At 61.5% G+C, this 26,619-nt stretch carries 25 protein-coding genes and 4 tRNA genes; 16 read left to right on the top strand and 13 right to left on the bottom strand.

The features are described from left to right. Positions 1 to 42 precede the first annotated feature (42 nt). Entirely contained in the window at positions 43 to 960 is a 918-nt protein-coding gene (argF, locus tag B5495_RS14105) for an ornithine carbamoyltransferase (RefSeq protein WP_079554716.1), read from the top strand. A gap of 131 nt (positions 961 to 1,091) precedes the next feature. On the opposite strand, the gene B5495_RS14100 is transcribed toward argF, so the two are convergent. After that, positions 1,092 to 1,167 (bottom strand) — tRNA-Ala (locus tag B5495_RS14100). A 183-nt stretch (positions 1,168 to 1,350) separates the two neighbouring features. On the opposite strand from B5495_RS14100, the gene B5495_RS14095 reads away from it, so the two are divergent. The 7 genes from B5495_RS14095 to nadB all read left to right on the top strand — a co-directional run bounded on the left by B5495_RS14095 (position 1,351) and on the right by nadB (position 6,732). Beyond that, positions 1,351 to 2,001 carry a response regulator gene (locus B5495_RS14095; RefSeq protein WP_079554714.1) on the top strand — a complete coding sequence of 217 codons (651 nt, stop codon included), beginning with the start codon at positions 1,351 to 1,353 and terminating at the stop codon, positions 1,999 to 2,001. Between the two features lie 72 nt (positions 2,002 to 2,073). Further along, positions 2,074 to 3,888 carry an excinuclease ABC subunit UvrC gene (gene uvrC / locus B5495_RS14090; RefSeq protein WP_079554712.1) on the top strand — a complete coding sequence of 605 codons (1,815 nt, stop codon included), beginning with the start codon at positions 2,074 to 2,076 and terminating at the stop codon, positions 3,886 to 3,888. 108 nt (positions 3,889 to 3,996) lie between these two features. Beyond that, positions 3,997 to 4,545, top strand: coding sequence for a CDP-diacylglycerol--glycerol-3-phosphate 3-phosphatidyltransferase (gene pgsA / locus B5495_RS14085; RefSeq protein ID WP_079554710.1), 549 nt, complete (start codon positions 3,997 to 3,999; stop codon positions 4,543 to 4,545). Positions 4,546 to 4,653: 108 nt separating this feature from the next. Continuing rightward, positions 4,654 to 4,728, top strand: a tRNA-Gly gene (locus tag B5495_RS14080). Between the two features lie 9 nt (positions 4,729 to 4,737). Further along, positions 4,738 to 4,811: transfer RNA gene (locus B5495_RS14075), tRNA-Cys, on the top strand. Between the two features lie 35 nt (positions 4,812 to 4,846). After that, a tRNA-Leu gene (locus tag B5495_RS14070) sits at positions 4,847 to 4,931 on the top strand. 199 nt (positions 4,932 to 5,130) lie between these two features. Then, complete coding sequence (gene nadB / locus B5495_RS14065) at positions 5,131 to 6,732, top strand: L-aspartate oxidase (RefSeq protein ID WP_079554708.1); 1,602 nt, start codon at positions 5,131 to 5,133, stop codon at positions 6,730 to 6,732. A gap of 1 nt (position 6,733) precedes the next feature. On the opposite strand, the gene B5495_RS14060 is transcribed toward nadB, so the two are convergent. Together B5495_RS14060 and B5495_RS14055 are read right to left on the bottom strand one after the other, a co-directional pair. Further along, entirely contained in the window at positions 6,734 to 7,153 is a 420-nt protein-coding gene (locus tag B5495_RS14060) for a hypothetical protein (protein ID WP_154045274.1), read from the bottom strand. Next, entirely contained in the window at positions 7,113 to 7,406 is a 294-nt protein-coding gene (locus B5495_RS14055; protein WP_079554704.1) for an FAD assembly factor SdhE, read from the bottom strand. The genes B5495_RS14060 and B5495_RS14055 overlap by 41 nt, the downstream gene beginning before the upstream one ends. A 259-nt stretch (positions 7,407 to 7,665) precedes the next feature. Here B5495_RS14055 and B5495_RS14050 point away from each other — a divergent pair, with 259 nt between their 5' ends. The 3 genes from B5495_RS14050 to lapB all read left to right on the top strand — a co-directional run bounded on the left by B5495_RS14050 (position 7,666) and on the right by lapB (position 9,579). Next, positions 7,666 to 7,962, top strand: coding sequence for an integration host factor subunit beta (locus tag B5495_RS14050; RefSeq protein WP_079554703.1), 297 nt, complete (start codon positions 7,666 to 7,668; stop codon positions 7,960 to 7,962). 111 nt (positions 7,963 to 8,073) lie between these two features. Beyond that, on the top strand, positions 8,074 to 8,379 hold the full coding sequence (locus B5495_RS14045) for a lipopolysaccharide assembly protein LapA domain-containing protein (protein ID WP_079554702.1): 306 nt from the start codon (positions 8,074 to 8,076) through the stop codon (positions 8,377 to 8,379). After that, positions 8,380 to 9,579: a lipopolysaccharide assembly protein LapB gene (gene lapB, locus B5495_RS14040; protein ID WP_079554701.1), complete on the top strand. Its 1,200-nt coding sequence runs from the start codon at positions 8,380 to 8,382 to the stop codon at positions 9,577 to 9,579. A 42-nt stretch (positions 9,580 to 9,621) separates the two neighbouring features. On the opposite strand, the gene pyrF is transcribed toward lapB, so the two are convergent. Next, on the bottom strand, positions 9,622 to 10,323 hold the full coding sequence (pyrF, locus tag B5495_RS14035) for an orotidine-5'-phosphate decarboxylase (RefSeq protein ID WP_079554699.1): 702 nt from the start codon (positions 10,321 to 10,323) through the stop codon (positions 9,622 to 9,624). Between the two features lie 228 nt (positions 10,324 to 10,551). Between pyrF and B5495_RS14030 the strand changes: the two genes are divergently transcribed. Continuing rightward, the gene (locus tag B5495_RS14030) at positions 10,552 to 10,824 is read left to right on the top strand and encodes a ComEA family DNA-binding protein (protein ID WP_079554697.1); all 273 of its coding nucleotides are present in this window, start codon (positions 10,552 to 10,554) and stop codon (positions 10,822 to 10,824) included. 22 nt (positions 10,825 to 10,846) lie between these two features. On the opposite strand, the gene B5495_RS14025 is transcribed toward B5495_RS14030, so the two are convergent. The 6 genes from B5495_RS14025 to B5495_RS14000 all read right to left on the bottom strand — a co-directional run bounded on the left by B5495_RS14025 (position 10,847) and on the right by B5495_RS14000 (position 19,046). Continuing rightward, complete coding sequence (locus tag B5495_RS14025) at positions 10,847 to 12,331, bottom strand: bifunctional 2-methylcitrate dehydratase/aconitate hydratase (RefSeq protein ID WP_079554695.1); 1,485 nt, start codon at positions 12,329 to 12,331, stop codon at positions 10,847 to 10,849. A 20-nt stretch (positions 12,332 to 12,351) separates the two neighbouring features. Next, positions 12,352 to 13,515 carry a 2-methylaconitate cis-trans isomerase PrpF gene (gene prpF / locus B5495_RS14020; RefSeq protein ID WP_079554694.1) on the bottom strand — a complete coding sequence of 388 codons (1,164 nt, stop codon included), beginning with the start codon at positions 13,513 to 13,515 and terminating at the stop codon, positions 12,352 to 12,354. After that, positions 13,512 to 16,154 (bottom strand): Fe/S-dependent 2-methylisocitrate dehydratase AcnD, encoded by a 2,643-nt coding sequence (gene acnD, locus B5495_RS14015; protein ID WP_079554692.1) that lies wholly within the window; start codon positions 16,152 to 16,154, stop codon positions 13,512 to 13,514. The genes prpF and acnD overlap by 4 nt, the downstream gene beginning before the upstream one ends. A gap of 42 nt (positions 16,155 to 16,196) precedes the next feature. Continuing rightward, the gene (gene prpC / locus B5495_RS14010) at positions 16,197 to 17,324 is read right to left on the bottom strand and encodes a bifunctional 2-methylcitrate synthase/citrate synthase (RefSeq protein WP_079554690.1); all 1,128 of its coding nucleotides are present in this window, start codon (positions 17,322 to 17,324) and stop codon (positions 16,197 to 16,199) included. A gap of 80 nt (positions 17,325 to 17,404) precedes the next feature. Then, positions 17,405 to 18,295, bottom strand: coding sequence for a methylisocitrate lyase (prpB, locus tag B5495_RS14005; protein WP_079554688.1), 891 nt, complete (start codon positions 18,293 to 18,295; stop codon positions 17,405 to 17,407). Positions 18,296 to 18,341: 46 nt separating this feature from the next. Continuing rightward, positions 18,342 to 19,046 (bottom strand): GntR family transcriptional regulator, encoded by a 705-nt coding sequence (locus B5495_RS14000; RefSeq protein WP_079554686.1) that lies wholly within the window; start codon positions 19,044 to 19,046, stop codon positions 18,342 to 18,344. A 196-nt stretch (positions 19,047 to 19,242) separates the two neighbouring features. On the opposite strand from B5495_RS14000, the gene pabB reads away from it, so the two are divergent. Further along, positions 19,243 to 20,604 (top strand): aminodeoxychorismate synthase component I, encoded by a 1,362-nt coding sequence (pabB, locus tag B5495_RS13995; RefSeq protein ID WP_079554684.1) that lies wholly within the window; start codon positions 19,243 to 19,245, stop codon positions 20,602 to 20,604. Between the two features lie 115 nt (positions 20,605 to 20,719). Further along, positions 20,720 to 21,343, top strand: coding sequence for a phosphoadenosine phosphosulfate reductase domain-containing protein (locus B5495_RS13990; RefSeq protein ID WP_079554682.1), 624 nt, complete (start codon positions 20,720 to 20,722; stop codon positions 21,341 to 21,343). 18 nt (positions 21,344 to 21,361) lie between these two features. Here the strand turns inward: B5495_RS13990 and cysB are convergent, their stop codons facing one another. Beyond that, the gene (cysB, locus tag B5495_RS13985; RefSeq protein ID WP_079554680.1) at positions 21,362 to 22,336 is read right to left on the bottom strand and encodes an HTH-type transcriptional regulator CysB; all 975 of its coding nucleotides are present in this window, start codon (positions 22,334 to 22,336) and stop codon (positions 21,362 to 21,364) included. Positions 22,337 to 22,634: 298 nt separating this feature from the next. Here cysB and trxA point away from each other — a divergent pair, with 298 nt between their 5' ends. Then, positions 22,635 to 22,955: a thioredoxin gene (gene trxA, locus B5495_RS13980; RefSeq protein ID WP_079554678.1), complete on the top strand. Its 321-nt coding sequence runs from the start codon at positions 22,635 to 22,637 to the stop codon at positions 22,953 to 22,955. A gap of 99 nt (positions 22,956 to 23,054) precedes the next feature. On the opposite strand, the gene B5495_RS13975 is transcribed toward trxA, so the two are convergent. Then, entirely contained in the window at positions 23,055 to 24,152 is a 1,098-nt protein-coding gene (locus B5495_RS13975) for an AI-2E family transporter (protein ID WP_079554676.1), read from the bottom strand. Between the two features lie 291 nt (positions 24,153 to 24,443). Between B5495_RS13975 and B5495_RS13970 the strand changes: the two genes are divergently transcribed. Then, positions 24,444 to 25,367, top strand: a complete 924-nt coding sequence (locus tag B5495_RS13970) for an SIMPL domain-containing protein (protein WP_079554674.1) — start codon at positions 24,444 to 24,446, stop codon at positions 25,365 to 25,367. Here B5495_RS13970 and serS read toward each other — a convergent pair. Continuing rightward, positions 25,312 to 26,589, bottom strand: coding sequence for a serine--tRNA ligase (gene serS / locus B5495_RS13965; RefSeq protein WP_079554672.1), 1,278 nt, complete (start codon positions 26,587 to 26,589; stop codon positions 25,312 to 25,314). The genes B5495_RS13970 and serS overlap by 56 nt on opposite strands. Between the last annotated feature and the right edge of the window lie 30 nt (positions 26,590 to 26,619).

Genomic DNA, 26,619 nt, shown 5'->3' with positions numbered 1-26,619 from the left:
CTGTGGCATCGCTAGGATGGTCGTTTTACACGGAGAGCTGCTATGGCGACGCGCCATTTTCTGACCCTTCTGGACTTGACTCAAGACGAGCTGCACTACCTGATTCAGCGCGCCATCACCATCAAGAGCAACCTGAAAGCCCAGGGGCCAAACTATACGCCGCTTCCCAACCGTACGCTGGCGATGATTTTCGAGAAATCCTCCACGCGCACCCGGGTGTCGTTTGAAACGGCCATGGCGCAGTTTGGCGGACACGCGCTGTTCCTCTCGCCGCGCGACACCCAGCTGGGTCGTGGCGAACCCATCGGCGATACCGCACGGGTCCTTGCTGAAATGGTCGATGCGGTGATGATCCGCACGTTCTCTCACGCAGGACTGGAAGAGTATGCCGCGGCGAGTCAGGTGCCGGTCATTAACGCGCTCACCGACGACTACCACCCCTGCCAGCTACTCGCCGACGTCATGACCTGGATCGAGCTGCGCGGCCGCGTGCAAGATCGCACCGCGGTATGGATTGGCGATGGCAACAACATGTGTCATTCATGGATCAACGCCGCCCGCCAGTTCGGCTTCAAGCTGCGCGTTTGCTGCCCAAAAGGCTACGAGCCGCGCGCCGATATCGTCGCCGCCGCGGGAGATCAGGTCAGCATTCTGCACGACCCGCAGCAGGCCGTTACCGATGCCGATCTGGTGACTACCGACGTCTGGGCGTCAATGGGGCAAGAAGAAGAACAGACCAAGCGCGAAGCCGACTTTGCCGGCTTTCAGGTCACCGAAGCGCTGCTTGACCTCACCAAGGAAGACGCGCTGTTCTTACACTGCCTGCCCGCCCACCGCGGCGAGGAAATCAGCACCACGCTACTGGATGACCCGCGTGCCGTGGTCTGGCAGGAAGCCGGTAACCGCCTGCACGCCCAGAAAGCCCTCATAGAGTTTTTGCTGCTGGGCAAGATCAGCTAACCCTCTTCACGCCTGCCTATGCCTGACCGACATCTGCCGCCGGCACGCCAAGTGCCAGCGGCAGAGACCCAACAAATACCCAACAAAAAACCGCCCGATAACAAAAATGTCATCGGGCGGTTGATAATATCTGGTGGAGCCTAGCGGGATCGAACCGCTGACCTCAACACTGCCAGTGTTGCGCTCTCCCAGCTGAGCTAAGGCCCCAGATGCTGCGCTTTCTGCTGCAGCGGAGCGAATGATAGGGGGAAAATTGAGCCGAGTCAAGTCATGACGAAACAGGCAAGAACCTCATGTTTCTTAGGTCAGGCTTATGGCACTATTTTGTAACAATCATTTTACACCATCCGGTTATTGCCATTCCTGCCTCAGCCACCCGGGAGCCGCCCTTTGATCAACGTACTGATTGCCGATGATCACCACCTGGTCAGAACCAGCATTGCGTATCTGCTCAGCCAGGAATGCGATATTGCCATTGTCGGTGAAGCCGTCGATGGCGAAAGCGCGGTGGCCCTGTGCCGGCAAAAGCGCCCCGACATTGTCCTCATGGATATTCGCATGCCCGGCATTGGCGGCCTGGAGGCAACACGGCGCATTCAGCGCGGCATGGCCGACATCAAGGTGCTGGTATTAACGGCACATATTGAGGACAGCGTTGCCCGACATATTCTCGATGCCGGGGCGGCCGGCTTTTTAAGCAAGGGCGCCGACCACCAGGAAATGATCGATGCGCTTCGCCATGTCTTTCACGGCCGACGCTATGTCAGCAAAAACATTGCCCAGCGTCTTGCGCTTGCCAATCTGTCAGGTCAAACCGGCCTGTTCGACCAGCTCTCGCGGCGCGAGCTGCAAATCGCCCTGATGATCGTCAACTGCCAGCGCGTGCAGGAAATATCCGACCGCTTGCATCTCAGCGCGAAAACCGTCAACACCTACCGCTATCGGTTATTTGACAAGCTCAAGGTAAAAACCGACGTCGAACTTACGCACCTTGCCCTGCATCACGGTCTGGTTGACGGGTTTGAAACAGTGAACGGATGAACGATAGACGGTTGAAACGCCGAGTCTGATAGACTGCCCACATTACCCATGCGACTGTCAGACCACGACGCTATGACCTTTGATGCCAAACAATTCCTGAGCACCGTCGGCGCCTCACCGGGCGTTTATCGCATGCTGGATGCTCAGGGCAATACGCTTTACGTGGGCAAGGCCAAACGGCTGAATGCCCGCCTTGCCAGCTATTTCCGCGGCCGCCTGAACGCCAAGACCCAGGCCATGGTCGGACGCATTGCCGATATCAACATCACCGTCACGCGCAGCGAAATCGAAGCGCTGCTGCTTGAACAGACGCTGATCAAATCGCTGCGCCCGCCCTATAATATTCTGCTGCGCGACGATAAATCCTACCCGTTTGTCTTCGTCACCGACCGCCATGCGTTTCCCGCACTGGAATACAAGCGCGCCCGCCAGCGCAAAAGCGACGGCCGCTACCTTGGCCCCTACCCCAGCAGCGGCGCGGTGCGTGAAAGCCTGGCGCTGATGCAGAAAATATTCCGCATTCGCAGCTGCGAAGACAGCGTCTTCGCCCACCGCTCACGCCCCTGCCTTCAATATCAGATCGGGCGCTGCAGCGCACCCTGCGTTGACTACATCAGCGAAGCTGACTACCGCCGCGATCTTGAGCACGCCGTAATGTGCCTTGAAGGCAAAAGTGAGCACGTTACTCAGGCATTGACCGACGCCATGGAGCAGGCAAGCCAGGCGCTGGACTTCGAGGAAGCCGCGCGCCTTCGCGACCAGATCCAACAGCTGCGAACGCTGCAGCAGCGCCAGTTTGTGGATACCGAGGGCGGCGATGCGGACATTTTTGCGCTGGCACAGCGCCCCGGCGGGCTCAGCGTGGCCATACTCAGCGTGCGCGATGGCCGCCTGCTTGGCGCCCGCCACCACACGCCGCCGAACGATCTGGATCTGGCGCCAGCCACGCTGCTGGCCAACGTGGTGGGGCAGTATTATCTCGCCCAGCCCCACGACATTCCTGCCGAAGTCATTACGTCTCACGCACTGACCGACGATCAGCTGCTGCAAAACGCCCTCTCGCAACAGGCTGGCAAGCATATTCGCCTGACCCATCAGGTACGTGGCCACCGCGCCCAGTGGCAGGATCTGGCCGTCACCAACGCCGAACAGCACCTGACCTCAACGCTCGCCAGCCGCCAGCAAATGAGCACACGCTTCGCCGCGCTGCAAAAAGCCCTGGGGCTTGAGCACACCCCCAAGCGGCTTGAATGCTTTGACATCAGCCACAGCCACGGCGAAGCCACCGTGGCCTCCTGCGTGGTGTTTGACCCCGACGGCCCGCGCAAAAGCGACTACCGCCGCTTCAATATTACCGGCGTTGCCGCCGGCGATGACTATGCCGCCATGCAGCAGGCGCTCACTCGGCGGTTAAAGCGCATTACCACCGATGCGGGCACAGCGCCGGACGTACTGGTCGTCGACGGCGGCAAAGGCCAGCTCAACATGGCGCGCAACGTGCTTGAAACGCTGGGCATCGGGTCGATTACGCTGCTGGGTGTGGCCAAGGGCACCACCCGCAAAGCGGGATTGGAAACGCTTTTTCTCGACACCCCTGAGCACCCTCTCGCCCTTGACGCCACCTCGCCGGCGCTGCATCTGGTGCAGCACATTCGCGATGAATCCCACCGTTTTGCCATCGCCGGCCATCGCGCGGCTCGCGATAAAACGCGCCGCACCTCAACGCTGCAGGAGATCCCCGGCATTGGCGCCAAGCGGCGCCGCGAGCTGCTGCGTTTTTTTGGCGGCCTGCAGGGCGTAAAAAAGGCCGGCCGCAGCGAACTGGCACGCGTGCCCGGCATCAGCGAAGCACTGGCCGAGATTATTTATCAGTCGCTGCACGGATAAACGCCCCACGAGCATGGATGCCATCTCGCAAGAGGGATAGAATGAGCGAGCACTTAACGGCTTCCCGACGTTTTCTCTCTCGTTTTCCGGCAAGGTTCGCACTCCGCGATGAATATACCCAATATCCTGACGCTCGCTAGAATCGCCTTCATACCCCTGTTGGTGGTGCTGTTTTATCTGCCGTTCGAGTGGAGCATGCCCGTGGCCGCCGCATTTTTTGCGCTCGCCGCCGTGACGGACTGGCTGGATGGCTACCTTGCTCGCCGCTGGAACCAATCCACCCCGTTTGGCGCTTTTCTCGACCCGGTGGCCGACAAGCTCATGGTCGCCGTGGCACTCGCGCTGCTGATCGAACGCTTTGATACCTGGGTATTGACGCTGCCCGCACTGGTGATTATCGGGCGTGAAATCGTGATTTCGGCCCTGCGCGAGTGGATGGCTGAAATGGGCAAACGCGGTGCGGTGGCGGTATCCTGGATCGGCAAGCTGAAAACCACGCTGCAGATGGTGGCGATTCTCGTGCTCCTCGCCTTCCCACCCGGCCACATGATTGCCGACGTTGGCATCATTACGCTTTACGGCGCCGCCGCGCTGACGCTCTGGTCAATGATTCAGTACCTCAAGGCTGCCTGGCCACATCTCAGCCGTTCGATGTAAGCCGCTTGATGCCAATGCTTTGGGCACATGCCATCGCAAGGAAAAAATCGTCTGGCATCAAATCGTTGACAACGCGGAGGCAACGCGTATAATTCGCCTTCGAGTCGAGCGGGAATAGCTCAGCGGTAGAGCATCGCCTTGCCAAGGCGAGGGTCGGGAGTTCGAATCTCCTTTCCCGCTCCAACGACTTGAGGCTGGATGGCAGAGTGGTGATGCAGCGGACTGCAACTCCGTTAACGCCGGTTCGATTCCGACTCCAGCCTCCATTTCCTTGTGCAACACCCCCTATTATGGTTTTCTCGCCCGGATGGTGGAATTGGTAGACACTAGCGACTTAAAATCGCTTGCCTTATGGCGTGCCGGTTCAAGTCCGGCTCCGGGCACCATCAGTAGCACTTCCTTCTTATTCAACGCGCCACCTGATCAACACCACATCCTTTAGTATCGCCTGCCCTCGTTATGTTCCACTGAATCGCTTATCGCGATAATCGTGCTTTTTACGCTATAGTAGTCGCCTTTTGGCTTTTCTGTACCTTTGTGCAGCGTGTCACGGCCATGGTTATTCTTGGCTGAAAGGAGCGGCCCATGAACACGACTCACAGCACGACTCATGTCAGTACAGCGCACACCGACGTCCTGATTGTTGGCGGCGGCGTTGCCGGTTTGACGCTGGCATTGCACCTGGCCGAGCACCGGCGCGTTACGCTGATACGCCCGGCCGGTGATGACCGCAGCGGCGCCAGCCGCTGGGCCCAGGGCGGCATAGCTGCGGTGCTGGCGCCCGATGATGACCTTGACGCCCACGTGCAGGACACCCTGATTGCCGGCGACGGCCTGTGCGATGAAGCCGCCGTCCGCTTCACCGTGGAAAACGGCCCCGCGGCCATCGAGTGGCTGCTTGCCTGCGGGGTTGCTTTTACCCCGGACACCACGCCCGACGCTCCCTACCCTTACCACCTCACCCGCGAAGGCGGTCACAGCGCCCGGCGTATCATCCACGCCGACGACGCTACCGGCCACGCCGTAGTGGAGGCGCTGGGCCAGCGCGTGGCGCGCCATGCCAACATTCAGATACTGAGCAATCTAACCGTCACCGACCTGGCAGGCGATAACAACGGCGCTTGCCACGGCGCTTACGGCGTTGACGATACGGGCCAAATTCAGCGTATTGTGGCAGGGCATACCGTGCTCGCCACCGGCGGCGCCAGCGGGCTTTATGCGCACACCACCACGCCCGCGCCCGCCAGTGGCGAAGGCATGATGATGGCCGCTACGCTGGGTGCCAGGCTGGCCAATCTCGAGTTTCAGCAGTTTCATCCGACCTGCCTGTATGACCCTGACGGCCCCGCCTTTTTGATCAGCGAAGCGGTACGCGGCGAGGGCGGACACCTGCTCAACGACGCCGGCGAACGCTTCATGCCGGCGATTGATGAACGCGCCGAGCTGGCGCCCCGCGATGTGGTCGCCCGCGCCATTGATGCCGAGATCAAACGCGGCACCAGCGGCCACGTCTGGCTGGATATTCGCCATCTCGGCGCCGACGCCATTCGTCATCATTTCCCGACGATCGTTGCCCACTGCGCCACACGCGGCATGGACATTACCCGCCAATCGATTCCCGTGGTGCCCGCCGCGCATTACAGCTGCGGCGGCGTGGCTACGGATCTTGACGGCGCCACCGGCGTTGCCGGCCTTTACGCCGTGGGGGAAACCGCCTGCACCGGGCTTCACGGTGCCAACCGCATGGCCAGCAACTCGCTGCTGGAATGTCTGGTGTTTGCCCGCAGCTGCGCGCAGCGGATTTTTGATGCGCAAGCAACACTACCCGCCGCCCATTCAACGGCATCGTCACCGCTTGATCCTGACGCGCCGGTTGACCTGAACGAGCTGGCTCGGCTGCGTCATGCCATGCGCGCGGCCATGAGCCGCGACGTATCGATCGTGCGCAACCACGCGGGGCTTGACCGAGCATCCGCTGCTCTCGACGCCATAATGGCAGCACTGCTAGCTCTGGATCCCGCTCTCAGCCATCCGGAAAGCCGGCGGCTCTGGCATGCGCTGCGCTTGGCACAGCTCACGGTAAAAGCCGCCGGGCAGCGTCACGAGTCACGTGGCCTGCACTTCAGCACCAACTGGCCCGAACAGTCAGCAAGCGCGGTGCCTTCCGCGCTCTATCTGGCTGATTAACCTAGCCCCGACCGGGATGATGGAATAAGCGGCGCACGCGACGGCGCGCATCCACGGGCGCGCTATCCGGCCACAGCCACAGCCGCCGGCTCCCCAACCGCAGGCCGATCAACCACGGCCCCAGATAGTCACAGCGCAGCGGAACCCACGTCGCCGGCATTGGCTCGTTCGTGACTGGGTCGTGCGGCAGGCGAAACCGCCCCTGAATGCCGGCCTGCATGACGCTGATATCCAGCGTACCGCAGGGCGCATTGGCCCGTTCACGCCACAGCCAGACGCCCCCGATCAAACACCCGAGCCCCGCCGCTACCGCGCCCAGACAGGCGCCGGTGATCACAATGCCCGCGCCCCACAGCACTCCGTGACTGGCCCGCTGCCAGTCAGAGGGCGCGATAGACAGCGCTATCGACGGTCTCTGCATGGGTCACAATCATCTTGACGATGCGTCGAAGGGCTTCATCCGCCGGCCACTCGCGGCGCATCAGCCAGCCAAAAAGATCCTGGTCTTCTTCGGTAATCAGCTGCCGAAAGGCGGCCTGATCATCAGCATTCAAGCTGTCGTAGCGTTGCTCCAGAAACGGGATCAGCAGCAGATCCAGCTCCCACATGCCGCGGCGGGAGTGCCAGTAAAGCCGTTTACGCTGGATAGCCTCAAAGGAAGTGTCGTCGCTCAACGTCGGCCTCTTTGCGTTGATGAAGGGAATCGCCAGTATAGCGCAGTCATCGAGTCGCGCCAGCGCCACGTCTGGCCTATGCTATGACTGTACTCGATACTGGCCTATGGCCTTGTTTTATCTAAATTGTTTTATCAACAATGGCGCAGTATGCTGAACGCCATGCCTTTCAGGCGCAACCACGCGGCGGCGGCCAGCGGCGCTGGATTCCCGCGTTTACCACCGGCGTTCCCCTCTACCGTTCGCATGGAGCCAAACGATGACCAAGTCAGAGCTGATCGAACAAATTGCAATGCGCAAACCAGAGTTATCCGTCAAAGAGGTGGAAACGGCCGTGCGCCTGATTCTCGACGACATTACCGATACCCTGGCCGACGGCAGCCGCGTGGAAATACGCGGTTTTGGCAGCTTCTCGCTCCATTACCGTGAGCCCCGCACCGGGCGTAACCCCAAAACCGGCGACCCGGTAGAGCTGGACGGAAAATACGTGCCGCATTTCAAACCCGGCAAGGAATTACGTGAGCAGGTCGACGACAGCCGCGTTGAAGGCTACTAGATTTTATCTGAACCTAGGCATTTTATTCACCTGCGACCTTCTGCGGGATGACGCCAAGCCAAGAGTCATACACAATATAGCGCTTGATACGCTATCAATCAGGGAACTCACATGCGTTGGATCAAAGGGCTATTACTTGCCGCCATTCTGCTGGTGGTATTGCTGATCGGCATTCTTTTCGCCGTCAACAATCAACAGACCATTGCGCTCAACCTCATCTGGCTGGAGCTGCCGCCCGTATCGCTCTCGGTATGGCTGCTGGCGACGCTCACCTGCGGCGTGATTATCGGCATGTTGGCCATGCTGGGCGTTTACGTGCGCCTCAAGGCTCGCCTTGCCAGCGCCCGGCGCAGCAACAAGCAGCAGCGCAAGGAGCTCGATCGCCTGCGCACCCAGGAGTTCAAGGAACTCGCTTAAATGCTTGATGCCGTGCTGCTGGGCGTGCTGGTGGCCGCCATTGCCATAGGCTTTGGGTTGGGGTATCGCCAGGCGCTGCGCCGAGATGATAAAGCGTCGCCGACCTCCTCCCCGACGCTTTCCCGGAACTATTTCGTCGGGCTTAACTACCTGCTCAACGAGCAGCCCGACGAAGCCATCAACACCTTTATCCATGCGCTTGACGTCAACAGCGACACGGTGGATACCCACATCGCCCTAGGCAAACTGTTTCGCACCCGCGGTGAGGCCGATAAAGCCGTCAATATTCATCAGAATCTGCTGGCCCGTCCGGCGCTGACGGCACAACAAAACGAACAGGTACAGCTTGAGCTGGCCCGCGACTTCATGGCGCTGGGCGTTCACGACCGTGCCCAGCGGCTGTTGCGTCAGGTAGACGAACACAGCCAGCATGATGATCATCGCCTCACGGCTACCCGGTTGCTGGTCGATTTATTCGAGCGCGAGAAAGACTGGCAAAGTGCCCTCGACGTTATGCAGCCGCTGTTGGCGCAGCAGCCGGGCATGCAGCGGCCCGCGGCCCACTGGCAGTGCGAGCTTGCCGAGCAGGATATCGTTCAGGCCAGCCGTCCGCTGGCTAAACGCCGCTTGAAAAAAGCCCTGCAGCTCGACCCCCTGTGCGTACGCGCCAACCTCCTGCTGGCCGAACTCGCGCTGGATAACGGCCGCTACCCGGAAGCCATTGCCCGGCTTGGCCAGATCGCCGAGCAGGAGAAAGCCTACATCCCCGCCATGCTGCCAGCGCTCCGGCATGCCTATTGGCGCGCCGACGACGAAGCAAGTTTCGAACGCCACCTGCTGACCTTGCTGGAAACCGCCCCTTACACCAGCGTGATTATAAGCCTTGGCGAGCTAACACATCAGCGCGACGGCGTGGATACCGCCATCGCGCTAACCGGCGAACGCCTAAGCGTATCGCCCAGCCTGGGCGGGCTGGATTATTTGATTGACCTGTACATTGAAAGCCAGCGCTTGCGCGGGCTCGAGTCCCCCGATACGCGGCTTTTCCTGCTCAAGCACCACACCCGCGCCCTGCTGGAAAATCGCCCCCGCTACCGCTGCCAACGCTGCGGGCTGAGCGGCGACACGCTCAGCTGGCAGTGCCCCAGATGTCGTCACTGGGGCAGCGTCAAACCGATTACCGGGGTCGAGGGTGAATAGACAGAGATTAATAGACAGAGGTGCATAGCCGAAGGAATAGCGTCAGCCGCCGGCCAGCTCGGTTTCAATCGCCTCCAGGGCCGCCATGGGATTCTCGGCCTGGGTCACCGGCCTCCCCACCACCAGATGTGTGCTGCCCGCCTGCATGGCGGCGCTCGGCGTCATGATGCGCTGCTGGTCGTTGGCGGCGGCAAAGCTCGGGCGAATACCCGGCGTAACCTTCAAAAAATCGGCGCCGCAGCAAGATTTCAGCGCTTCAGCCTCCTGCGCTGAACACACCACGCCGCTCATGCCGCTGTCTTTTGCCAGCATGGCCAGCCGCTTGACCTGCTCCTCAAGAGTCCCACCGACGCCCACCTCGTTCAGGCCGGCGGCTTCCATGCTGGTCAACACCGTCACTGCAATGAGGTGCGTTTTCAACGCGTTCGCCTGCAGGCGCTCGGCGGCCGCTTCCATCATCTTGCGTCCGCCGCCGGCATGCACGTTGACCATCCACACGCCCTGCTCTGCCGCCGCCTGCACGGCGCTGGCCACGGTGTTGGGAATGTCGTGAAACTTCAGATCCAGAAACACCTCAAAGCCGCGCCCGTGAAGCGCTTCCAGCACGGCCGGGCCGCTACGGGTGAAAAGCTCTTTGCCGACTTTCAGCCGGCAGCGCGCGGGGTCGAGCTGATCAGCCATGCACAGCGCGGCGTCCAGCGACGGATAGTCCAGAGCGATAATCAGCGGAGATTGCGTGGTCACGTTGCGGCTCCCAAGGGTTATGTCGATCGAGCGAAAAGTATACCAGCCCGAACCGTTCCCTGAGCACTGTAAGCGTTGTCTCAGCAAGAAGGCGTCATTTTCCTACAGCCTTTGTTCCATTCGGCTTACTGCCGATTGTTACCCAAACGCCTATGTTGAAGTGGAAAGCGCAGCCCCATTCCCAGACCGAGCACGATGTGCATAAAACGACGTCCATGGAGGACATTCATGACAGTTAAAGGATTCGCCGCCGCACTACTGATCAGCCTGAGCCTTGGCCTGACAAGCGGCGCCATGGCACAGCAGGTTGCCCCCATCAACGTCAATACCGCCGATGCCGAACTGCTGAAAGAGCTGCCGGGTATTGGCCCCAGCCGCGCCGAGGCGCTGATCAAGGAGCGCGACACCAACGGCGCGTTTGCAGACGCCGATGACCTGACACGCATCAGCGGTATCGGCGAAGCAACGGTCGACACGATTCGCGACGAAATCGAGTTTTAACCTCACGCGTTTAACCCGCCGCTTAAATCCGCCACTCATCCATAAACCGATGCACCGGCATGTGTTCGAGCACGCCGGTGCTTTCGCATTGGGCAAAAATGGCCGCCGCCTGCTGGGGCGGAAAGCGCGTGGCCAGGTGGCGGGAAAACTTCTCAACCAGCTGCGGCAGTCCTTCATCACGCCGGCGCCGGTGGCCAATGGGATATTCCACCGCGACTTTGTCGGTGTGGCTCCCGTCGCTGAAAAACACCTGCACGGCGTTAGCGATCGAGCGCTTGTCGGGGTCAAGATAGTCCTCGGTATAGCGCGGCTCTTCAACGACGTGCATTGTCTCGCGCAGCCGGTCGATCTGCGGGTACGCCGCGTGAAAGGCGTCTTCATAGTGCTCGGCGGTCAGCGCGCCAAACATCAGCGGCACGGCCACCATATACTGCAGGCAGTGGTCGCGATCGGCGGGGTTGGCCAGCGGCCCGGTCTTGGCAATGATGCGGATGGCCGATTCGTGGGTAGTCAGCTCGATGCGCTCGATCTCGTCCAGCCGGCCGGCTACCTGCGGATGCAGCGCCATCGCCGCTTCGCAGGCGGTCTGGGCGTGAAACTCGGCGGGAAAGGCAATCTTGAACAGCACGTTTTCCATCACGTAGCAGCCCAGTTCGCGCTGAAAGCGCAGCCGGCGCTCGCCTTCCGGTTTGATCGCCAGGTCGTTATTGCCATGGCTGAACAGCACGTCGTAAAAACCCCACTGCGGTGCGCTCAGCGCGCCGGGAATACCCATCTCGCCGCGCATGGCGATATCGGCCAGGCGCACCGCCCGCGCCGTGGCATCCCCCGCCGCCCAGCTTTTGCGTGACCCGGCATTGGGCGCGTGGCGGTAGGTACGCAGGCTTTGGCCGTCGACAAAGGCGTGCGAAAGCGCTGACAGCAGCTGCTCGCGGTTCGCCCCCATCAGCCACGCCGACACCGCCGTCGAGGCCACCTTGACCAGCACCACGTGATCGAGCCCCACGCGGTTGAAGCTGTTGTCCAGCGCCAGCACGCCCTGAATCTCGTGGGCCATGATCATCGCGTTTAGCACGTCGCCCATCATCAGCGGTGATTCGCCGCGGGCGGCGCGTTGTTGCGACAGGTGATCGGCCACGGCCAGAATAGCCCCCAGATTGTCGGACGGATGCCCCCACTCGGCGGCAAGCCAGGTGTCGTTGTAGTCCAGCCAGCGAATCGTCGCGCCGATATCAAACGCTGCTTTAACGGGGTCCAGGCAGAACGACGTGCCCGGCACCCGCGCGCCACAAGGCACGGTAGTACCCGCCACCATCGGCCCCAGGTGCTTGGTGCACTCGGGAAAGCGCAGCGCCAGAAGCCCGCAGCCCAGCGTGTCCATCAGGCAGTAGCGGGCGGTTTCCAGCGCCTCCTCGGACGGCGCAGAAAAGTTCAGCACATAGTCGGCAATGCGCTGCAGCTCGGCGTCATAGTCGGGGCGCTGATTCACGTTGGACGTAGCGGACATACAGACCTCCTCGGTTAGCTCTAAAGCGTAGGCACGCGGACGACGCCTTCCATCAACACGCGGGCGCTGCGGCTCATCACCGCCTGCTCTATCTGCCAGCGGTCGTTGACTTGGCGCGCCGTGGCACCCACCTGCAGCGTGCCCGACGGATGACCAAAGGTCACTGCCTCGCGCTCGCCGCCGCCGGCGGCCTGATTGACCAGCGTACCCACAATGGCCGCCGCGGCGCCAATCGCTACCGCAGCGGTGCCCATCATGGCGTGGTGAAGCTTGCCCATCGACACCGCGCGCACCAATAAATCAACGTCGTCTGCGCTAATGGCCTTGCCGCTGGACGCCGTGTAGCTCGCCGGCGGTGCGACAAAGGCCACTTTGGGCGTGTGCTGGCGCTGGGCGGCCTCGTCGAGCGTGGCAATCAGCCCCATCGCCAGCGCGCCCTGGGCACGAATGCACTCAAGCGTGGTCAGCGCCTCAGCGCTTGGGTTGATGTCATCCTGCAGCTCGGTGCCGGTATAGCCCAGTGCCGCTGCGTTGATAAACACGGTGGGAATACCGGCGTTGATCAGGGTGGCCTCAAGCGAGCCAACGCCTGCCACGTCGAGCGTATCCACGCGGTTGCCGGTGGGGAAAATCGCCCCGTCGCCCGCGGCCGGATCGATAAACGCCACGGGAATCTCGGCGGCGGGAAAGGCCACGCCGTCGAGCATAAAGTCGCCGCTTTCCTGCACCTCACCGTCTGCCATCGGCACCTGTGCGACGATGGTTTTGTGGATATTGGCCTGCCAGATACGCACCTCGGCCGTACCATTTTCAGGCACTCGCGCCGCATCAAGCAGCCCGTTGGCCACGGCAAACGGGCCCACCGCGGCCGACAGGTTGCCGCAGTTGCCGCTCCAGTCGATAAACGGCTGGTCGATCGACACCTGGCCGAACAGGTAATCCACGTCGTGTTCCGGCGAGGTGCTGGGGGCGATAATCACCACCTTGCTGGTGCTCGAGGTCGCGCCGCCCATGCCGTCGGTGTGCTTTTGGTAGGGGTCGGGGCTGCCGATCACGCGCAGCAGCAGCGCGTCGCGCGCCGCCCCCGGCGTCTGCGCGGCCTCGGGCAGGTCGGCCAGGTTGAAAAACACGCCCTTGCTGGTGCCACCGCGCATATAGGTCGCGGAGATTTTTTGCTGGGTCATAGCGCCTGCGCTCCCTGGCGGCCAACCGTTTCGGCCATAAAGTCCTGGGCGAAGCGCTGCAGCACGCCGCCGGCGGTGTAGGTGGTCAGCTCGTCGGCGGTATCCAGCCGGCAGATGACCGGCACGCGCTCGGCTTTTTCCTCAGCGTTGCTGTTCGCTCGGTGAATCACCAGCGTCAACGCGCCGCCGGCCTCCGGGGTGCCTTCCACGTCAAACACTTCGGTGCCGTCCAGTTGAAGCGTATGGCGCGTGGTGCCGACTTCAAACTGCAACGGCATTACGCCCATGCCGATCAGGTTGGTGCGGTGAATGCGCTCAAACCCTTCGGCCACAATCGTCTCAACGCCGGCCAGCGCGACGCCCTTGGCCGCCCAGTCGCGCGAGCTGCCCTGGCCGTAGTCGGCACCGGCAATGATGATCAGCGGCTGCTTGCGCGCCATGTAGGTTTCAATCGCCTCCCACATCCGCGTTACTTTGCCCTCGGGTTCAAGGCGCGCAAGCGAGCCTTGCCGCACCTCGCCGGCGTCATCACGCACCATTTCGTTGAACAGCTTGGGGTTGGCAAGGGTGGCGCGCTGGGCGGTCAAATGATCGCCGCGGTGGGTCGCGTAGGAGTTGAAGTCGGCTTCGGGCAGGCCCATTTTGTCCAGATATTCGCCGGCGGCGCTATCGAGCAAAATCGCGTTCGACGGCGACAGGTGATCGGTGGTGATGTTATCCGGCAACAGCGCCAGCGGGCGCATGTTTTTGAGTTCGCGCACCGCCGACATCTTGCCTTCCCAGTACGGCGGGCGACGAATATAGGTGCTGTTTTCGCGCCAGTCGTACAGCGGGCTGACCTGCGCACGAGCACCTTTATCCACGTTGAACATGGGGATGTAGGTCGCGCGAAACTGCTCGGGTTTGACCGAGGTTTTGACCAGCGCATCGATTTCCGCGTCGTCCGGCCAGATATCCTTGAGCGTTACCGGCGTGCCGTCAGCGTCCATGCCCAGCGCGTCTTTTTCGATATCAAAGCGAATGGTCCCGGCAATGGCGTAGGCCACCACCAGCGGCGGCGAGGCCAGAAACGCCTGCTTGGCGTGGGGATGGATGCGCCCGTCAAAGTTGCGGTTGCCCGACAGCACCGCGGTGGAATACAGGTCGCGGTCGATGATTTCCTGCTCAATCTGCGGATCGAGCGCGCCGGACATGCCGTTGCAGGTGGTGCAGGCATAGCCCACCACGCCAAAGCCCAGATCCTCGAGCTCGTCCATCAGCCCGGCGTCCTGCAGGTACATCTTGACCGTTTTTGACCCCGGCGCCAGCGACGACTTGACCCACGGCTTGCGCGTCAGCCCCAGGCGGTTGGCGTTGCGCGCAATCAGCCCCGCCGCCACCATGTTGCGCGGGTTGGAGGTGTTGGTGCAGCTGGTAATCGCGGCGATAATCACCGCGCCGTCGGGCATTTTTCCCGCTTTTTCTTCTTCGCGCGCCTGCTCAAGCCCCACGGCGATGCCGCGCTGGGCAAGCTCGGCGGTAGGCAGCTGGGCGTGAGGCTTGGACGGTCCCGCCAGAGTGCGCGAGACGCTCGAAAGATCAAATTCGAGCACTCGCTCGTACTCGGCAGTCGCCAAGTCGCTTGCCCACAGGCCGGCATGCTTGGCGTAGCGCTCGACCAGCGCTACCTGATCGTCGTCGCGGCCAGTCAGCGTGAGGTAATCGATGGTTTGCTCATCGATAAAAAACATCGCCGCGGTGGCGCCGTATTCCGGCGTCATGTTGGAGATCGTTGCCCGGTCACCCACGGTCAGGCTGTCCGCGCCCTCGCCGAAAAACTCCAGGTACGCGCCGACTACCTTGGCGCCGCGCAGAAACTCGGTGATCGCCAGCACCATATCGGTACTGGTAATCCCCGGCATCAGCTTACCGCTCAGTTTGACGCCGACGATATCCGGCAGGCGCATCATCGACGGCCGCCCGAGCATCACGCTTTCGGCCTCCAAACCACCCACGCCGACGGAAATCACCCCCAGCGCGTCGACCATCGGCGTGTGGCTGTCGGTGCCCACGCAGGTATCGGGGAAGACCACGCCGTGTTGCTGCTGCACTACCGGCGACATCTTCTCCAGATTGATCTGGTGCATGATGCCGTTGCCCGGCGGAATCACGTCGACGTTCTCAAACGCCACCTTGGTCCAGTCGATAAAGTGAAATCGGTCGTCGTTGCGCCGGTCTTCCACCGCGCGGTTTTTGGCAAAGGCGTCTTTTTCATCCCCCGCGTGCTCGACCGCCAGCGAATGGTCAACGATCAGCTGGGTCGGCACCACCGGATTGACGCTCGCCGGATCACCGCCCTGCTCGGCGATGGTGTCGCGCAGGCCGGCCAGATCCACCAGCGCCGTCTGACCAAGGATGTCGTGGCACACCACCCGGGCCGGGTACCAGGGGAAATCCAGATCGCTGCGCCGCTCGATCAGCTGGATGAGCGAGTCGGTCAGCGCCTCCGGCGCGCAGCGGCGCACCAGCTGCTCGGCCAGAATGCGCGAGGTATAGGGCAGCTTTTTGTAGGCGCCCGGCGTGATCGCCTCGACGGCTTCACGGGCATCAAAGTAGGCAAACTCGCTGCCGGGCAGCGAGTGGCGGTATCGGGTCGTCATGGCAAGGCTCACACGGCAGGAGGTCAGAAGGCGGGTGGCGTATCAGTCGCGCTGCTCGATCGGCACCCATTCGCTCTTTTCCGGGCCGGTGTAGTCGGCGCTGGGGCGAATAATGCGATTGTTGGCGCGCTGCTCGAATACGTGCGCGCACCAGCCGGTGACCCGCGACATGACAAAGATCGGGGTAAACAGCTGGGTCGGAATATCCATGAAGTGGTAGGCGCTGGCGTGGAAGAAGTCAGCGTTGCAGAACAGCTTTTTCTCGCGCCACATCACCTCTTCGCAGCGCACCGAGACCGGGTAAAGCACGCTGTCGCCGACGTCGGCGGCGAGCTTTTCCGCCCACTTCTTGATGATCGCGTTGCGCGGGTCGGACTCGCGATAAATGGCGTGGCCAAAGCCCATGATCTTTTCCTTGCGCTCGAGCTTGCCCAGCATGCCGCGCTCGGCATCGTCCGGCGAGTCAAAGCCCGAGATCATTTCCATGGCGGCCTCGTTGGCACCACCGTGCAGCGGGCCACGCAGCGTGCCAATCGCGCCGGTGACGCACGAATGCAGGTCGGAAAGCGTCGAGGCGCACACCCGCGCGGTAAACGTCGAAGCATTGAACTCGTGCTCGGCGTAAAGGATCAGCGAGACGTTCATGGCATCGGCGTGCAGCTGGCTCGGCGCTTTGCCGTGCAGCAGGTGGAGAAAATGCGCGCCGGTGGAGTCGTCGTCGGTGTGCGGCTCGATGCGCACGCCGTCGTGGCTGAAGCGGTACCAGTAGCCGATAATCGACGGCAGCGCAGCGACAAAGCGGTCGGCGACGTCCTGCTGGGCATCGAAGCTTTGTTCGGTTTCCAGATTGCCCAGCATCGAAGCGCCGGTGCGCATCACGTCCATCGGGTGGGCGTCAGCGGGAATCTGCTCGAGCACGGTTTTCAGCGCCTCGGGCAGCCCACGCAGACTTTTCAGCCGGGTGATATAGGCATCGAGCTCGGCCCGATTGGGCAGCTTGCCTTTGAGCAGCAAATAAGCCACTTCTTCAAAGGTGGCGTTGTCGGCGAGCGTCTGGATGTCAAAGCCGCGGAAAGTCAGCCCCGAGCCGGTTTCGCCCACGGTACAGAGTGCGGTTTCGCCGGCGCTCTGGCCGCGCAGGCCTGCGCCGCTGAGTTTTTTATCCGCCATTGTTGTTGCTCCTGAAACGATGTGTGACGCAGGCGCGCAAGCCGTGCCATGCGCCGTTGCGATAGCCGCTGTTAGCGGCGTCAGACCTTCTCGCCCTGTTCGGCAAACAGCGTATCCAGCTTCTGTTCAAAGTCGTGGTAGTTGAGAAAGTCGTAAAGCTCTTCGCGGGTTTGCATGGTTTCCACCACGTCTTGCTGGTGGCCGTTGTCCATGATGCTCTGGTAGACGTTAAGCGCGGCGGCGTTCATCGCGCGAAACGCCGACAGCGGATAAAGCACCATGCCGCAGCCCGCCTCGCCAAGCTCGGCCTGGGTGAACAGCGGCGTGGCGCCAAACTCGGTGATGTTGGCCAGAATCGGCGCGTCAACGCGTTGGCAAAAGGCGCGGTAGTCTTCGAGCGTGTGCACCGCTTCGGCGAAGATCGCGTCGGCGCCCGCCTCGATGCAGGCCTGAGCGCGCTCGATGGCGGCATCCAAGCCGTCTTTCTGGAACGCATCGGTGCGGGCAATCAGGTAAAAATCCGGGTCAATCCGCGCATCCGCGGCGGCCTTGATGCGGTCGGCCATTTCCGCCTGCGACACAATCGCCTTGTTGGGACGGTGGCCGCAGCGCTTCTGCGCGACCTGATCTTCCAGGTGCACGGCGGCCACACCGGCGCGCTGCATTTCCTTGACGCTGCGGGCAATGTTGAACGCCCCGCCCCAGCCGGTATCGATGTCCACCAGCAGCGGCAGATCGGTCGCGCCACAGATACGGTGAGCATCTTCGACCACGTCGTTCATGGTGGTCATGCCCAGATCCGGCAGGCCGAAGGAGGCGTTGGCCACTCCGCCGCCGGAAAGATAAATCGCCTGATGGCCCACACGCTCGGCCATCAGCGCGGTGTAGGCGTTGACGGTGCCAAGAATCGGCAGCGGGCGGTTGGCCTTGAGCGCTGCGCGAAAACGCGCGCCGGGTGTCAGTGCTGTCATGGGATTTATCCTCGGTGGGTGGGTCAAAGCCATTACGTAAAAGGGGCTAAAGCGTCTCCGCGTAGCGCTCGGCGACGTTGGCGCGCGACGCCGCGACGTGGCGGCGCATCAACAGTTCGGCAAGCTCGGCGTCGCCGGCTTCGATGGCATCAACAATACGGTGGTGCTCGACAAAGGCTTTGTGCGGGCGCGCGCCGCTGGCGCTGAACTGGGTGCGGTAAAGGCGCACCAGGTAGTAGAGGTCATCGCACAACAGGTTTACCAGCATTCGGTTATGGCTGCCCTGGACGATGCGATAGTGAAAGTCGAGATCGCCTTCGCGCTGGTAGTAGGCCTCGCCGCGCTGCAAATCGTGCTGGCTTTCGTGCACCGCCAGCACGTCGCGAAGCCCGGCGACTTCCTCGGGCGTCATATGTATGGCGGCAAGCCTGGCGGCCATGCTTTCCAGCGCCTCGCGCACGTCAAACAGCTCCAGCAGCTCGGGCATGGTCAGCTTGACCACCCGGGCGCCGACGTGGGGCACGCGCTCGATCAGCCGGTGCGCTTCCAGCCGCCGCATGGCTTCGCGCAGCGGCCCGCGTGAAATCCCGTAGGTAGCGGCCAGTCCCGGCTCGGTAATTTTGCTGCCCGGCACCAGCTCGCCGCGCACAATGGCGTCCTGCAGCTGATGAAATACGCGCTCGGCCAACGTACGTATTGACGGAGGGCGTATCGACGAGGTGGCGCTTGGTTCGGCATCGGGTAGCGTCATGAGGATTGTCAACAATTAAACAGTGAAGCCACTTTAGCGCTCGGATTTTTGGCCGTCAAGCGCCATAAACCGGCGTTTTATCCCCCTTTGGTGGCAGGCGTTGTCGACAAACTTACCCGGTGTCGCCCCGCACGTCTGGCATAGCGCACTTCTGATAGAATGACGCGCTTCTGAACTGGCAAGGCTAAACCTGTATATGTCCCCGCCGTTGACGCTCACCGCTCTGCCCTACGCCCGCGATCCGCTCACGCTATTCGCGCGGCTGCGACACCGCCACGACGCCGTGCTGCTCGACAGCGGCCGCCCCGTAGCCAACGGCCGCTACGACATTATGACCAGTGACCCGCTGGCCACGCTTGACGTAGACGACCAGGGTCGCGCGCACATTGAGCGCCACGGTGACGCGCTTGCCGCGCCGCCTGCCGGCCTGGACGATGCCTTTGCCGCCCAGGCGTGGCTGCTTGAGCAGCTGCCCGTACCCAGCACGCCCAGCGAGCTGCCTTTTCTCGGCGGGCTGATGGGCTACTGGGGCTATGATTTTGGCCGCCAGCGTCAGGGCGTTTTAAGCCACAAGCCCGCAGCCACGCATTTTCCCGCTGCGCGGCTGGGGCTTTATGACTGGGTCATCATCATTGATCACGAGCGTCAGGAGGCCTGGCTTGCCGCCACGCCGCCGCGCGCCGAGCAGGTCGCGCAGTGGCTGGAACAGGCGCTGCCAACCGGCGAGCCTTTCCAGCTCGTCGCGCCGTTTCGCGCCGAGATGCGTCAGGCGGAATACGCCGAGCGTTTTGCCCGGGTGCAGCGCTACATTCGCGCCGGCGACTGCTACCAGATCAATCTCGCCCAGCGCCTCACCGCACGCTACAAAGGCGATGAGTGGGATGCCTATTGCCGGCTACGCCACGCCACGCCAACGCCGTTTTCGGGTTTTATGGCCTGGGACGACAAGGCCATCATGTCGCTTTCGCCCGAGCGTTTTCTTCGCGTGCGCGACGGTCAGGTAGAAACCCGGCCGATCAAAGGCACGCGCCGGCGCGGCGACACCGCCGCAGAAGACCGCGCTCAGGCACAGGCGCTTCTGCACAGCGCCAAGGATCGCGCTGAAAACGTGATGATCGTCGACCTGCTGCGCAACGACCTGGGCCGCGTATGCCGGCCGGGCAGCGTGCGCGTGCCGACTCTGTGCGGGCTCGAAAGCTATCCCAACGTGCACCATTTGGTCAGCGTCGTGCAGGGCGAGCTTAAAGCGTCGCACTCGCCGCTAGCCCTGCTGGAAGCGGCGTTTCCCGGCGGCTCGATTACCGGCGCACCCAAAATCCGCGCCATGCAAATCATCGACGAGCTCGAACCCTGCCAGCGCAGCCTTTACTGCGGCAGCCTCGGCTACGTTGACGTGCGCGGGCACATGGATACCTCGATCACCATTCGCACGGTGCTGGCCGACGGCGATTCGCTGCACGTCTGGGGCGGTGGCGGACTGGTAGCCGACTCATCCCCCGCCGACGAATACGCCGAGACGCTGGATAAAATCCGCCATCTGGTGCGCGCTTTGGAATAAAAGCCCAAACAAAGCAAACGAAAAAGAATATAAAAGCAAAACAAAACGGTATTGGGGCGCCCGCCGGCCTTTTTGTTAGCCTTGCCGCATACCCGCCACGGCGACAGGAGATAACATGGCGTCCCCGAATCTGGAAACGATTAATCGCGATCTTGCGCAAAATCCGCAAGCACTGGTGGAATGGGCCATTGCTCAGGGCAAGCGGCCGATTTGCACCACCAACTTTCGTCCGTTTGAAGCGGTGATACTGCACATGGTGACCCAGGCACAGCCCGACATCCCCATCGTATGGATGGACAGCGGCTATAATACCCAGGCGACCTACGCGTTTGCCGATGCCCTGATCAAACGCCTGAATCTCAACGTCGTAAGCTTTGTGCCGCAGCGCACCCGCGCCCATCGTGAAGCGCTGGAAGGCGACTTTCCCGGCATTGACGACCCGCACCACGCGGCGTTTACTCAGGAAGTCAAAATCGAGCCGTTCGAGCGCGCGCTGGGGGAAATGCGCCCCGACGTCTGGTTCACCGCCCTGCGCGCCGAAGACACCGCCGAACGCGCCAAAATGCAGCCGGTGAGCCTCGGCAACGGCGACCTGTTAAAAGTCGCTCCGGTGCTGCACTGGAGCGCCAAACAGATGCACGAATACCTCGTCGAACACGACCTGCCCAACAACTTTGACTACTTCGACCCCACCAAGGTGGAAGAAAAGCGCGAATGCGGGCTGCACCTTCAACACTGAGCCCGGGTCAGACCACGTCTAGTATTCGGGCAGCTGGATGTTATCGAAAAGCGCTCGCTCATGGCGCGGCCCGGCGCTCAGCGCCGCATCGACCAGATCACGAGTCAGGTGCGGCGCAAAGCGGGCCAAAAAGTCATACATATAGCCGCGCATGAACGTCCCACGACGAATGCCGATCTTGGTGGTCGAGCTGGCGAACAGGTGATCGGCGTTCAGCGCCACCAGATCCTCGTCAAGCGTCTGGTCAACGGCCATATCGGCAACGATGCCCACGCCCATGCCCAAACGCACGTAGGTCTTGATGACATCGGCATCGGCTGCGGTGAGCACCACGTTGGGGGTCAGCCCCTTGGCCCTGAAGGCGTCATCCAGCTGCGAACGGCCGGTAAAGCCGAAGACGTAGGTCACCAGCGCGTAGTCGGCCAGCGCTTCAAGCGTCAGGGCACCGTCGCGCTGCGCCAGCGGGTGGCCCTTGGGCACCAGCACGCAACGGTTCCAGCGGTAGCACGGCAAGAGCACCAGATCGGTGAACAGCTCCAGCGACTCGGTGGCAATGGCGAAATCGGCCTGGCCTTCGCTGACCATCTGCGCAATCTGCTTGGGCGTGCCCTGCTGCATATGCAACGCCACGTCGGGATATTTCTGGGTAAACTCGGTAATGATCGGCGGCAGCGCGTAGCGCGCCTGGGTATGGGTGGTCGCTATGGCCAGGCTACCGCGGCGTTCATCGCTGTGTTCCTGGGCCACGCCCTTGATGTTTTCCGTCAGGCGCAGCACCTGGCCTGCCAGTTCAACAATCGGTTCGCCCGCCGGGGTGACGCGAGTCAGATGTTTGCCGCTACGGGCAAAAATCTCCACGCCCAGCTCGTCTTCAAGCAGGCGGATTTGCTTGGAAATGCCGGGCTGAGAGGTAAACAGGCTCTGTGCCGTCGCGGATACGTTGAGGTTGTGCCGGCTCACTTCCCAAATATAGCGTAGCTGCTGTAGCTTCATTCCTTGGCCTTTTCCTTGGTGGCAGCCCGGTCAGGCGGCTGACAAAAATAAAAAATAGAATAAAAAACATTTTTATAATACTTTTATAGCATAGACAATGCCAGCGTGCAGCCATTAGCGAAATTCAGCAATAGCGTAACATGCGTCTTTGCTAAAACACGCGGATTTGCCAGCCTTCGCCATGCCCGCTAACATTTGCCGGCTTGGCGCGGTGAAAAGTGCGCTTTATATACGCCTAACGACCGTTGCTCCTTTTAAGGCAACGTCATAGCAAGAGCAACGCAAACGGGAGAAGAAAATGTCCAATGTTGATGTCACCAACGCCAATTTCGAACAGGAAGTCCTTAACGCCGAGCAGCCGGTACTGCTGAAGTTCTGGGCCCCCTGGTGCGGCCCCTGCAAAGTCATGGCGCCGGTCGTTGATGAAGTCGCCGACGAGCGCGACGGCAACATCAAGGTCGTCAGCGTGAACGTCGATGACGCGCCGGAAATTGCCGCCGAACAGGGCGTTCGCGGCGTGCCGACGGTCATGCTGTTCAAGTCCGGCACCAAGGTTGCTTCGCTGGTGGGTGCGCAGTCCAAATCGCAGCTCAGCCAGTTTATCGACCAGAACGCTTAACGCCGACTTTTTGGCCAGAACGCTTAACGCCGACTTTTTGGCCAGAACCGCACGGCCGCTTCCGCGGCCGTGCGCAGATGCCCGTCTTTAGCTTGTGACTTACCCCTGACGCTTTGAAGGCGGGCGTTTTGCCTGACTCTTTTCGGCGCGCATAGGCGAACCGGGCCCCAGCAGGTGCGCCATCCAGCGCGTTTGCGGATGGCTATCCAGCGCAATTTTGAGCGTCATTGTCAAAAGCACCGACAGCAACAGCCCCACCACGCCAAAAATCCAGCCCCACACCACCAGCGATAAAAACGCCACCAGCGTAGAAAGCCCCAGTGCCCGCCCCATCAGGCGCGGCTCCAACAGGTTGCCCAGCACAAAGTTGACCCCCAGATACGCCAACGCGAGCACAAAGGCATCTCCTACCCCGCCGTTCTGGCTGACCAACAGCAATAGCACCGGCGGCACTGCGGCAATGGCCGAGCCAATGTTGGGAATAAAGTTCAGCGCAAACGCCAGCACGGCCCACAACAACGCAAACTTGACGCCGATCAGAAAGCAGGAAAGCCAGATCAGAATCCCCGTCACCAGGCTGATGGTCGTTTTAACCGCCAGATAGCGTTTGAGCGTTATGCTGAATTCGCCAAACCGCTTAAGGCTGGGCGCCGGGTTTTCAAGCGCCAGCGAGACCTTGTCACGAAAGTTCAGCGTTTCGAACATCATGAACACCACCATCAGCGCAACTACCATGCTTTGCATGAAGAAATTGCCCAGCTCGCCTAACAACCCGGTCACCCAGCTGGTATCTCCTGCGCCGGCAAACAACGCCTCGATTTCGTCGGGATCAATGGCCAGCCCCAGCGATGAAAGCCGGTTCAACAGCTCCCAGTACGCCTGATAAAGCCGTGATTCAATATCCGGCAGCGCATCCACAAAGGTGCTGAAGCTATTGACCACCAGGAAGCCCAATAGCGTCACCATGCCCGCCAGCACCAGCAGCGTCAGCACCACGGCGCCGCGCATTGGCAGGCCGCGACGATTCAGCCACTGGACCGGCTCGGTACACACCACCGCGATAAAAAACGCCAGCAGCAGCGGCACCAGAAGGCCGGCACCCAGCTTCATGCCGGTGATAATAATCACCAACGCGGCAATCGCCAGCGTCGCGTGAAGCGGCATGCTGCGATAGCTTTCGGCTGATTCATTCGACATCGTTTGTGCTCGACATGGTTCGTGTCCTTGATGGCAGTGTCTTGGGTGAGTGGCTTCTCTAGCGTGGTCTGATAATAGCGTGCCGTGATGACAGCGTGGCGTGATCCCGCATTTTGCACAAACGCCTGCCCCGATGCACCGCCTCGCGACGACAGCCCGAAAGGTAAACAAACCGTAAGCGTGAATCCAGACAGCGTACGCGGAAAACATGAAACCATCGTGCAAACAGAACTTTATGCCGCTAACTGCTGCCATACTAAACGTAACGCTCACAACACCGCAGGCAACCCTATGGCACTTTCACCGCTTGAACGCCGCCGCCCCGACAGCATGACCGGGCGGATTTCGCTACTTTCAACGCTGATTCTCGGCACACTTGCTGTGGCATCACTTGCCACCCCGTCCTTTGCCGGCGCCAGCGAAACCTCCAGCCTGCAGGTACAGGCGCAGTCCAGCATCGAGGTCACCCCCGACAAGGCCACCGTTAGCGCGAGGCTCTGGGAAGACACGCCCGCCGTCGATCTCAGCGAAACAAAGCAGCGTGAACAGCATGCAAAGGCACGCGAGAACGCGCGTGAGACGCTGGAAAAACGCGCTGCCCGCCTGATTGATACGCTGGAAGAGAATACCGGTATCAAGCGCGACGCCATCAGCGCCGGCTCACTCTCTGTTTATCCGCAGCGGTCGAACAACCCCGAAGCGCAGGGCGACGAGTCAAAAATGCTGACGCGCACGCGGCTTGAGCGCCCCATCAGCATCCAGCTTGATGATCTGGACAAGACCGAAGACGTGCTGAATGCGCTAATGGAAAGCGGCGTTAACCGCCTCGACGGCGTCACCTTTGACCTTCAGGACCGCGACAGCGCCACCGATAAAGCGCTGGTGAAAGCGCTGGAAAAAGCGCGCCACAAGGCCGCACTAATGGCCGACACCCTGGACGCCGACCTGGGCCGCGTGATTCACGTTCAGGAAACCCGTGCGCCGAGCTTCGCCCCGCGCATGATGAGCGTCAGCGCTGACGCCCGAGGCAAGGCAGAATCCTCCGCCACGCAGCCGGAATACCGCCCCGGCACCATTGATATCGATGCCGGCGTTAGCGTTGAATGGGCGCTTGAAAACGACGCCGCCTCTGATCACGACGCCGCTTCTGATCACGACGCTAAAGAGACAGCGACTCAGCCCCGCCAAGATACGGACGCAGCGGCTCGGGAATAGTCACCGAGCCATCCGCCTGCTGGTGGTTTTCCATCATCGCCAGCAGGCAGCGCCCTACCGCCAGACCCGAGCCGTTGAGCGTATGCACGAGCAGCGGCTTTTTCGCCTCGGGATGGCGGTAGCGTGCCTGCATCCGCCGCGCCTGAAAGTCCTCGCAGTTGGAGATCGACGAAATCTCGCGGTAGGTCTCCTGGCTTGGCAGCCACACTTCCAGATCGTAGGTCTTAGCCGCGGTAGCGCCCATATCACCGGTGCACAGCGTTACCACGCGGTACGGAAGCTCCAGCGCCTGTAAGATCGCCTCGGCGTGACCGCGCATATTCTCGAGTGCTTCATAGCTGTGTTCGGGCTCGACGATCTGCACCATTTCCACCTTGTCGAACTGATGCTGGCGGATCATGCCCCGGGTATCCTTACCGTGGGAACCCGCTTCGCTGCGAAAGCACGGCGTGTGCGCGGTCAGCTTCATCGGCAGCGCGGCGGCGTCAACGATTTCGTCGCGAACGAAGTTGGTCAGCGGCACTTCCGAGGTCGGGATCAGGTGATATTCGCGCTCGTCGTTGAGCTTGAACAGGTCCTCGCCGAATTTCGGCAGCTGGCCGGTGCCCATCAACGACTCGCGGTTGACCATATACGGCACGTAGCACTCTTCGTAGCCGTGGTTCAGCGTTTGCGTGTCCAGCATAAACTGCGCCAGCGCCCGGTGCAGCCGGGCAATAGGCCCGCGCATCACGGCAAAGCGTGCGCCGGTTAGCTTGGTGGCCAGCTCAAAATCGAGATAGCCCGATTTCTTGCCCAGATCCACGTGGTCAAGCACCTCGAAATCAAAGGTCCGCGGCGTGCCAAAGCGATGCAGCTCGACGTTGTCGGCTTCGCTCGCGCCTTGCGGTACGCTTTCGTGGGGCAGGTTGGGAATTCCGCTGACCGCGTCGTCCCACTCCGCCTGTACCTCGGCCAACGCCTGCTTTGCCGCATCCAGACGCTCGCCCAAATCGCTGACTTCATCCAACAGCGGCTGAATATCCTGGCCGCTGGCCTTGGCCTTGCCAATCGCCTTGGAGCGCGTGTTGCGCTCGTTTTGCAGCTGCTCGGTCTGAGTTTGCAACTCGCGGCGGCGCGACTCCAGCGCAGCAAGCGCCGTGGTATCCAGCGTAAAGCCGCGGCGAGCCAGCTTTTGCGCTACCGTATCGAGATCACCGCGCAGCAGTTTCGGGTCGAGCATGAGTCATCCTCTGGGCTGAAATCAGTAAAC

Source organism: Vreelandella subglaciescola (assembly GCF_900142895.1).
GTDB lineage: Bacteria > Pseudomonadota > Gammaproteobacteria > Pseudomonadales > Halomonadaceae > Vreelandella > Vreelandella subglaciescola.
The sequence above is the reverse complement of the archived record's forward strand: the minus strand, read 5'-3'. Positions and strand labels throughout refer to the sequence as shown.

Bases quoted from the DNA above. Each gene is read 5' to 3' on its own strand.
- B5495_RS14025 (WP_079554695.1), bottom strand. From the start codon at position 12,331: ATGTCCGCTACGTCCAACGTGAATCAGCGCCCCGACTATGACGCCGAG.
- B5495_RS13975 (WP_079554676.1), bottom strand. From the start codon at position 24,152: ATGTCGAATGAATCAGCCGAAAGCTATCGCAGCATGCCGCTTCACGCG.
- B5495_RS14030 (WP_079554697.1), top strand. From the start codon at position 10,552: ATGACAGTTAAAGGATTCGCCGCCGCACTACTGATCAGCCTGAGCCTT.
- prpB (WP_079554688.1), bottom strand. From the start codon at position 18,295: ATGACAGCACTGACACCCGGCGCGCGTTTTCGCGCAGCGCTCAAGGCC.
- nadB (WP_079554708.1), top strand. From the start codon at position 5,131: ATGAACACGACTCACAGCACGACTCATGTCAGTACAGCGCACACCGAC.
- B5495_RS13970 (WP_079554674.1), top strand. From the start codon at position 24,444: ATGGCACTTTCACCGCTTGAACGCCGCCGCCCCGACAGCATGACCGGG.
- B5495_RS14045 (WP_079554702.1), top strand. From the start codon at position 8,074: ATGCGTTGGATCAAAGGGCTATTACTTGCCGCCATTCTGCTGGTGGTA.
- uvrC (WP_079554712.1), top strand. From the start codon at position 2,074: ATGACCTTTGATGCCAAACAATTCCTGAGCACCGTCGGCGCCTCACCG.
- B5495_RS14000 (WP_079554686.1), bottom strand. From the start codon at position 19,046: ATGACGCTACCCGATGCCGAACCAAGCGCCACCTCGTCGATACGCCCT.
- cysB (WP_079554680.1), bottom strand. From the start codon at position 22,336: ATGAAGCTACAGCAGCTACGCTATATTTGGGAAGTGAGCCGGCACAAC.
- argF (WP_079554716.1), top strand. From the start codon at position 43: ATGGCGACGCGCCATTTTCTGACCCTTCTGGACTTGACTCAAGACGAG.
- trxA (WP_079554678.1), top strand. From the start codon at position 22,635: ATGTCCAATGTTGATGTCACCAACGCCAATTTCGAACAGGAAGTCCTT.
- pgsA (WP_079554710.1), top strand. From the start codon at position 3,997: ATGAATATACCCAATATCCTGACGCTCGCTAGAATCGCCTTCATACCC.
- B5495_RS14060 (WP_154045274.1), bottom strand. From the start codon at position 7,153: ATGCAGAGACCGTCGATAGCGCTGTCTATCGCGCCCTCTGACTGGCAG.
- serS (WP_079554672.1), bottom strand. From the start codon at position 26,589: ATGCTCGACCCGAAACTGCTGCGCGGTGATCTCGATACGGTAGCGCAA.
- pabB (WP_079554684.1), top strand. From the start codon at position 19,243: ATGTCCCCGCCGTTGACGCTCACCGCTCTGCCCTACGCCCGCGATCCG.
- prpC (WP_079554690.1), bottom strand. From the start codon at position 17,324: ATGGCGGATAAAAAACTCAGCGGCGCAGGCCTGCGCGGCCAGAGCGCC.
- B5495_RS14050 (WP_079554703.1), top strand. From the start codon at position 7,666: ATGACCAAGTCAGAGCTGATCGAACAAATTGCAATGCGCAAACCAGAG.
- lapB (WP_079554701.1), top strand. From the start codon at position 8,380: ATGCTTGATGCCGTGCTGCTGGGCGTGCTGGTGGCCGCCATTGCCATA.
- prpF (WP_079554694.1), bottom strand. From the start codon at position 13,515: ATGACCCAGCAAAAAATCTCCGCGACCTATATGCGCGGTGGCACCAGC.
- acnD (WP_079554692.1), bottom strand. From the start codon at position 16,154: ATGACGACCCGATACCGCCACTCGCTGCCCGGCAGCGAGTTTGCCTAC.
- B5495_RS13990 (WP_079554682.1), top strand. From the start codon at position 20,720: ATGGCGTCCCCGAATCTGGAAACGATTAATCGCGATCTTGCGCAAAAT.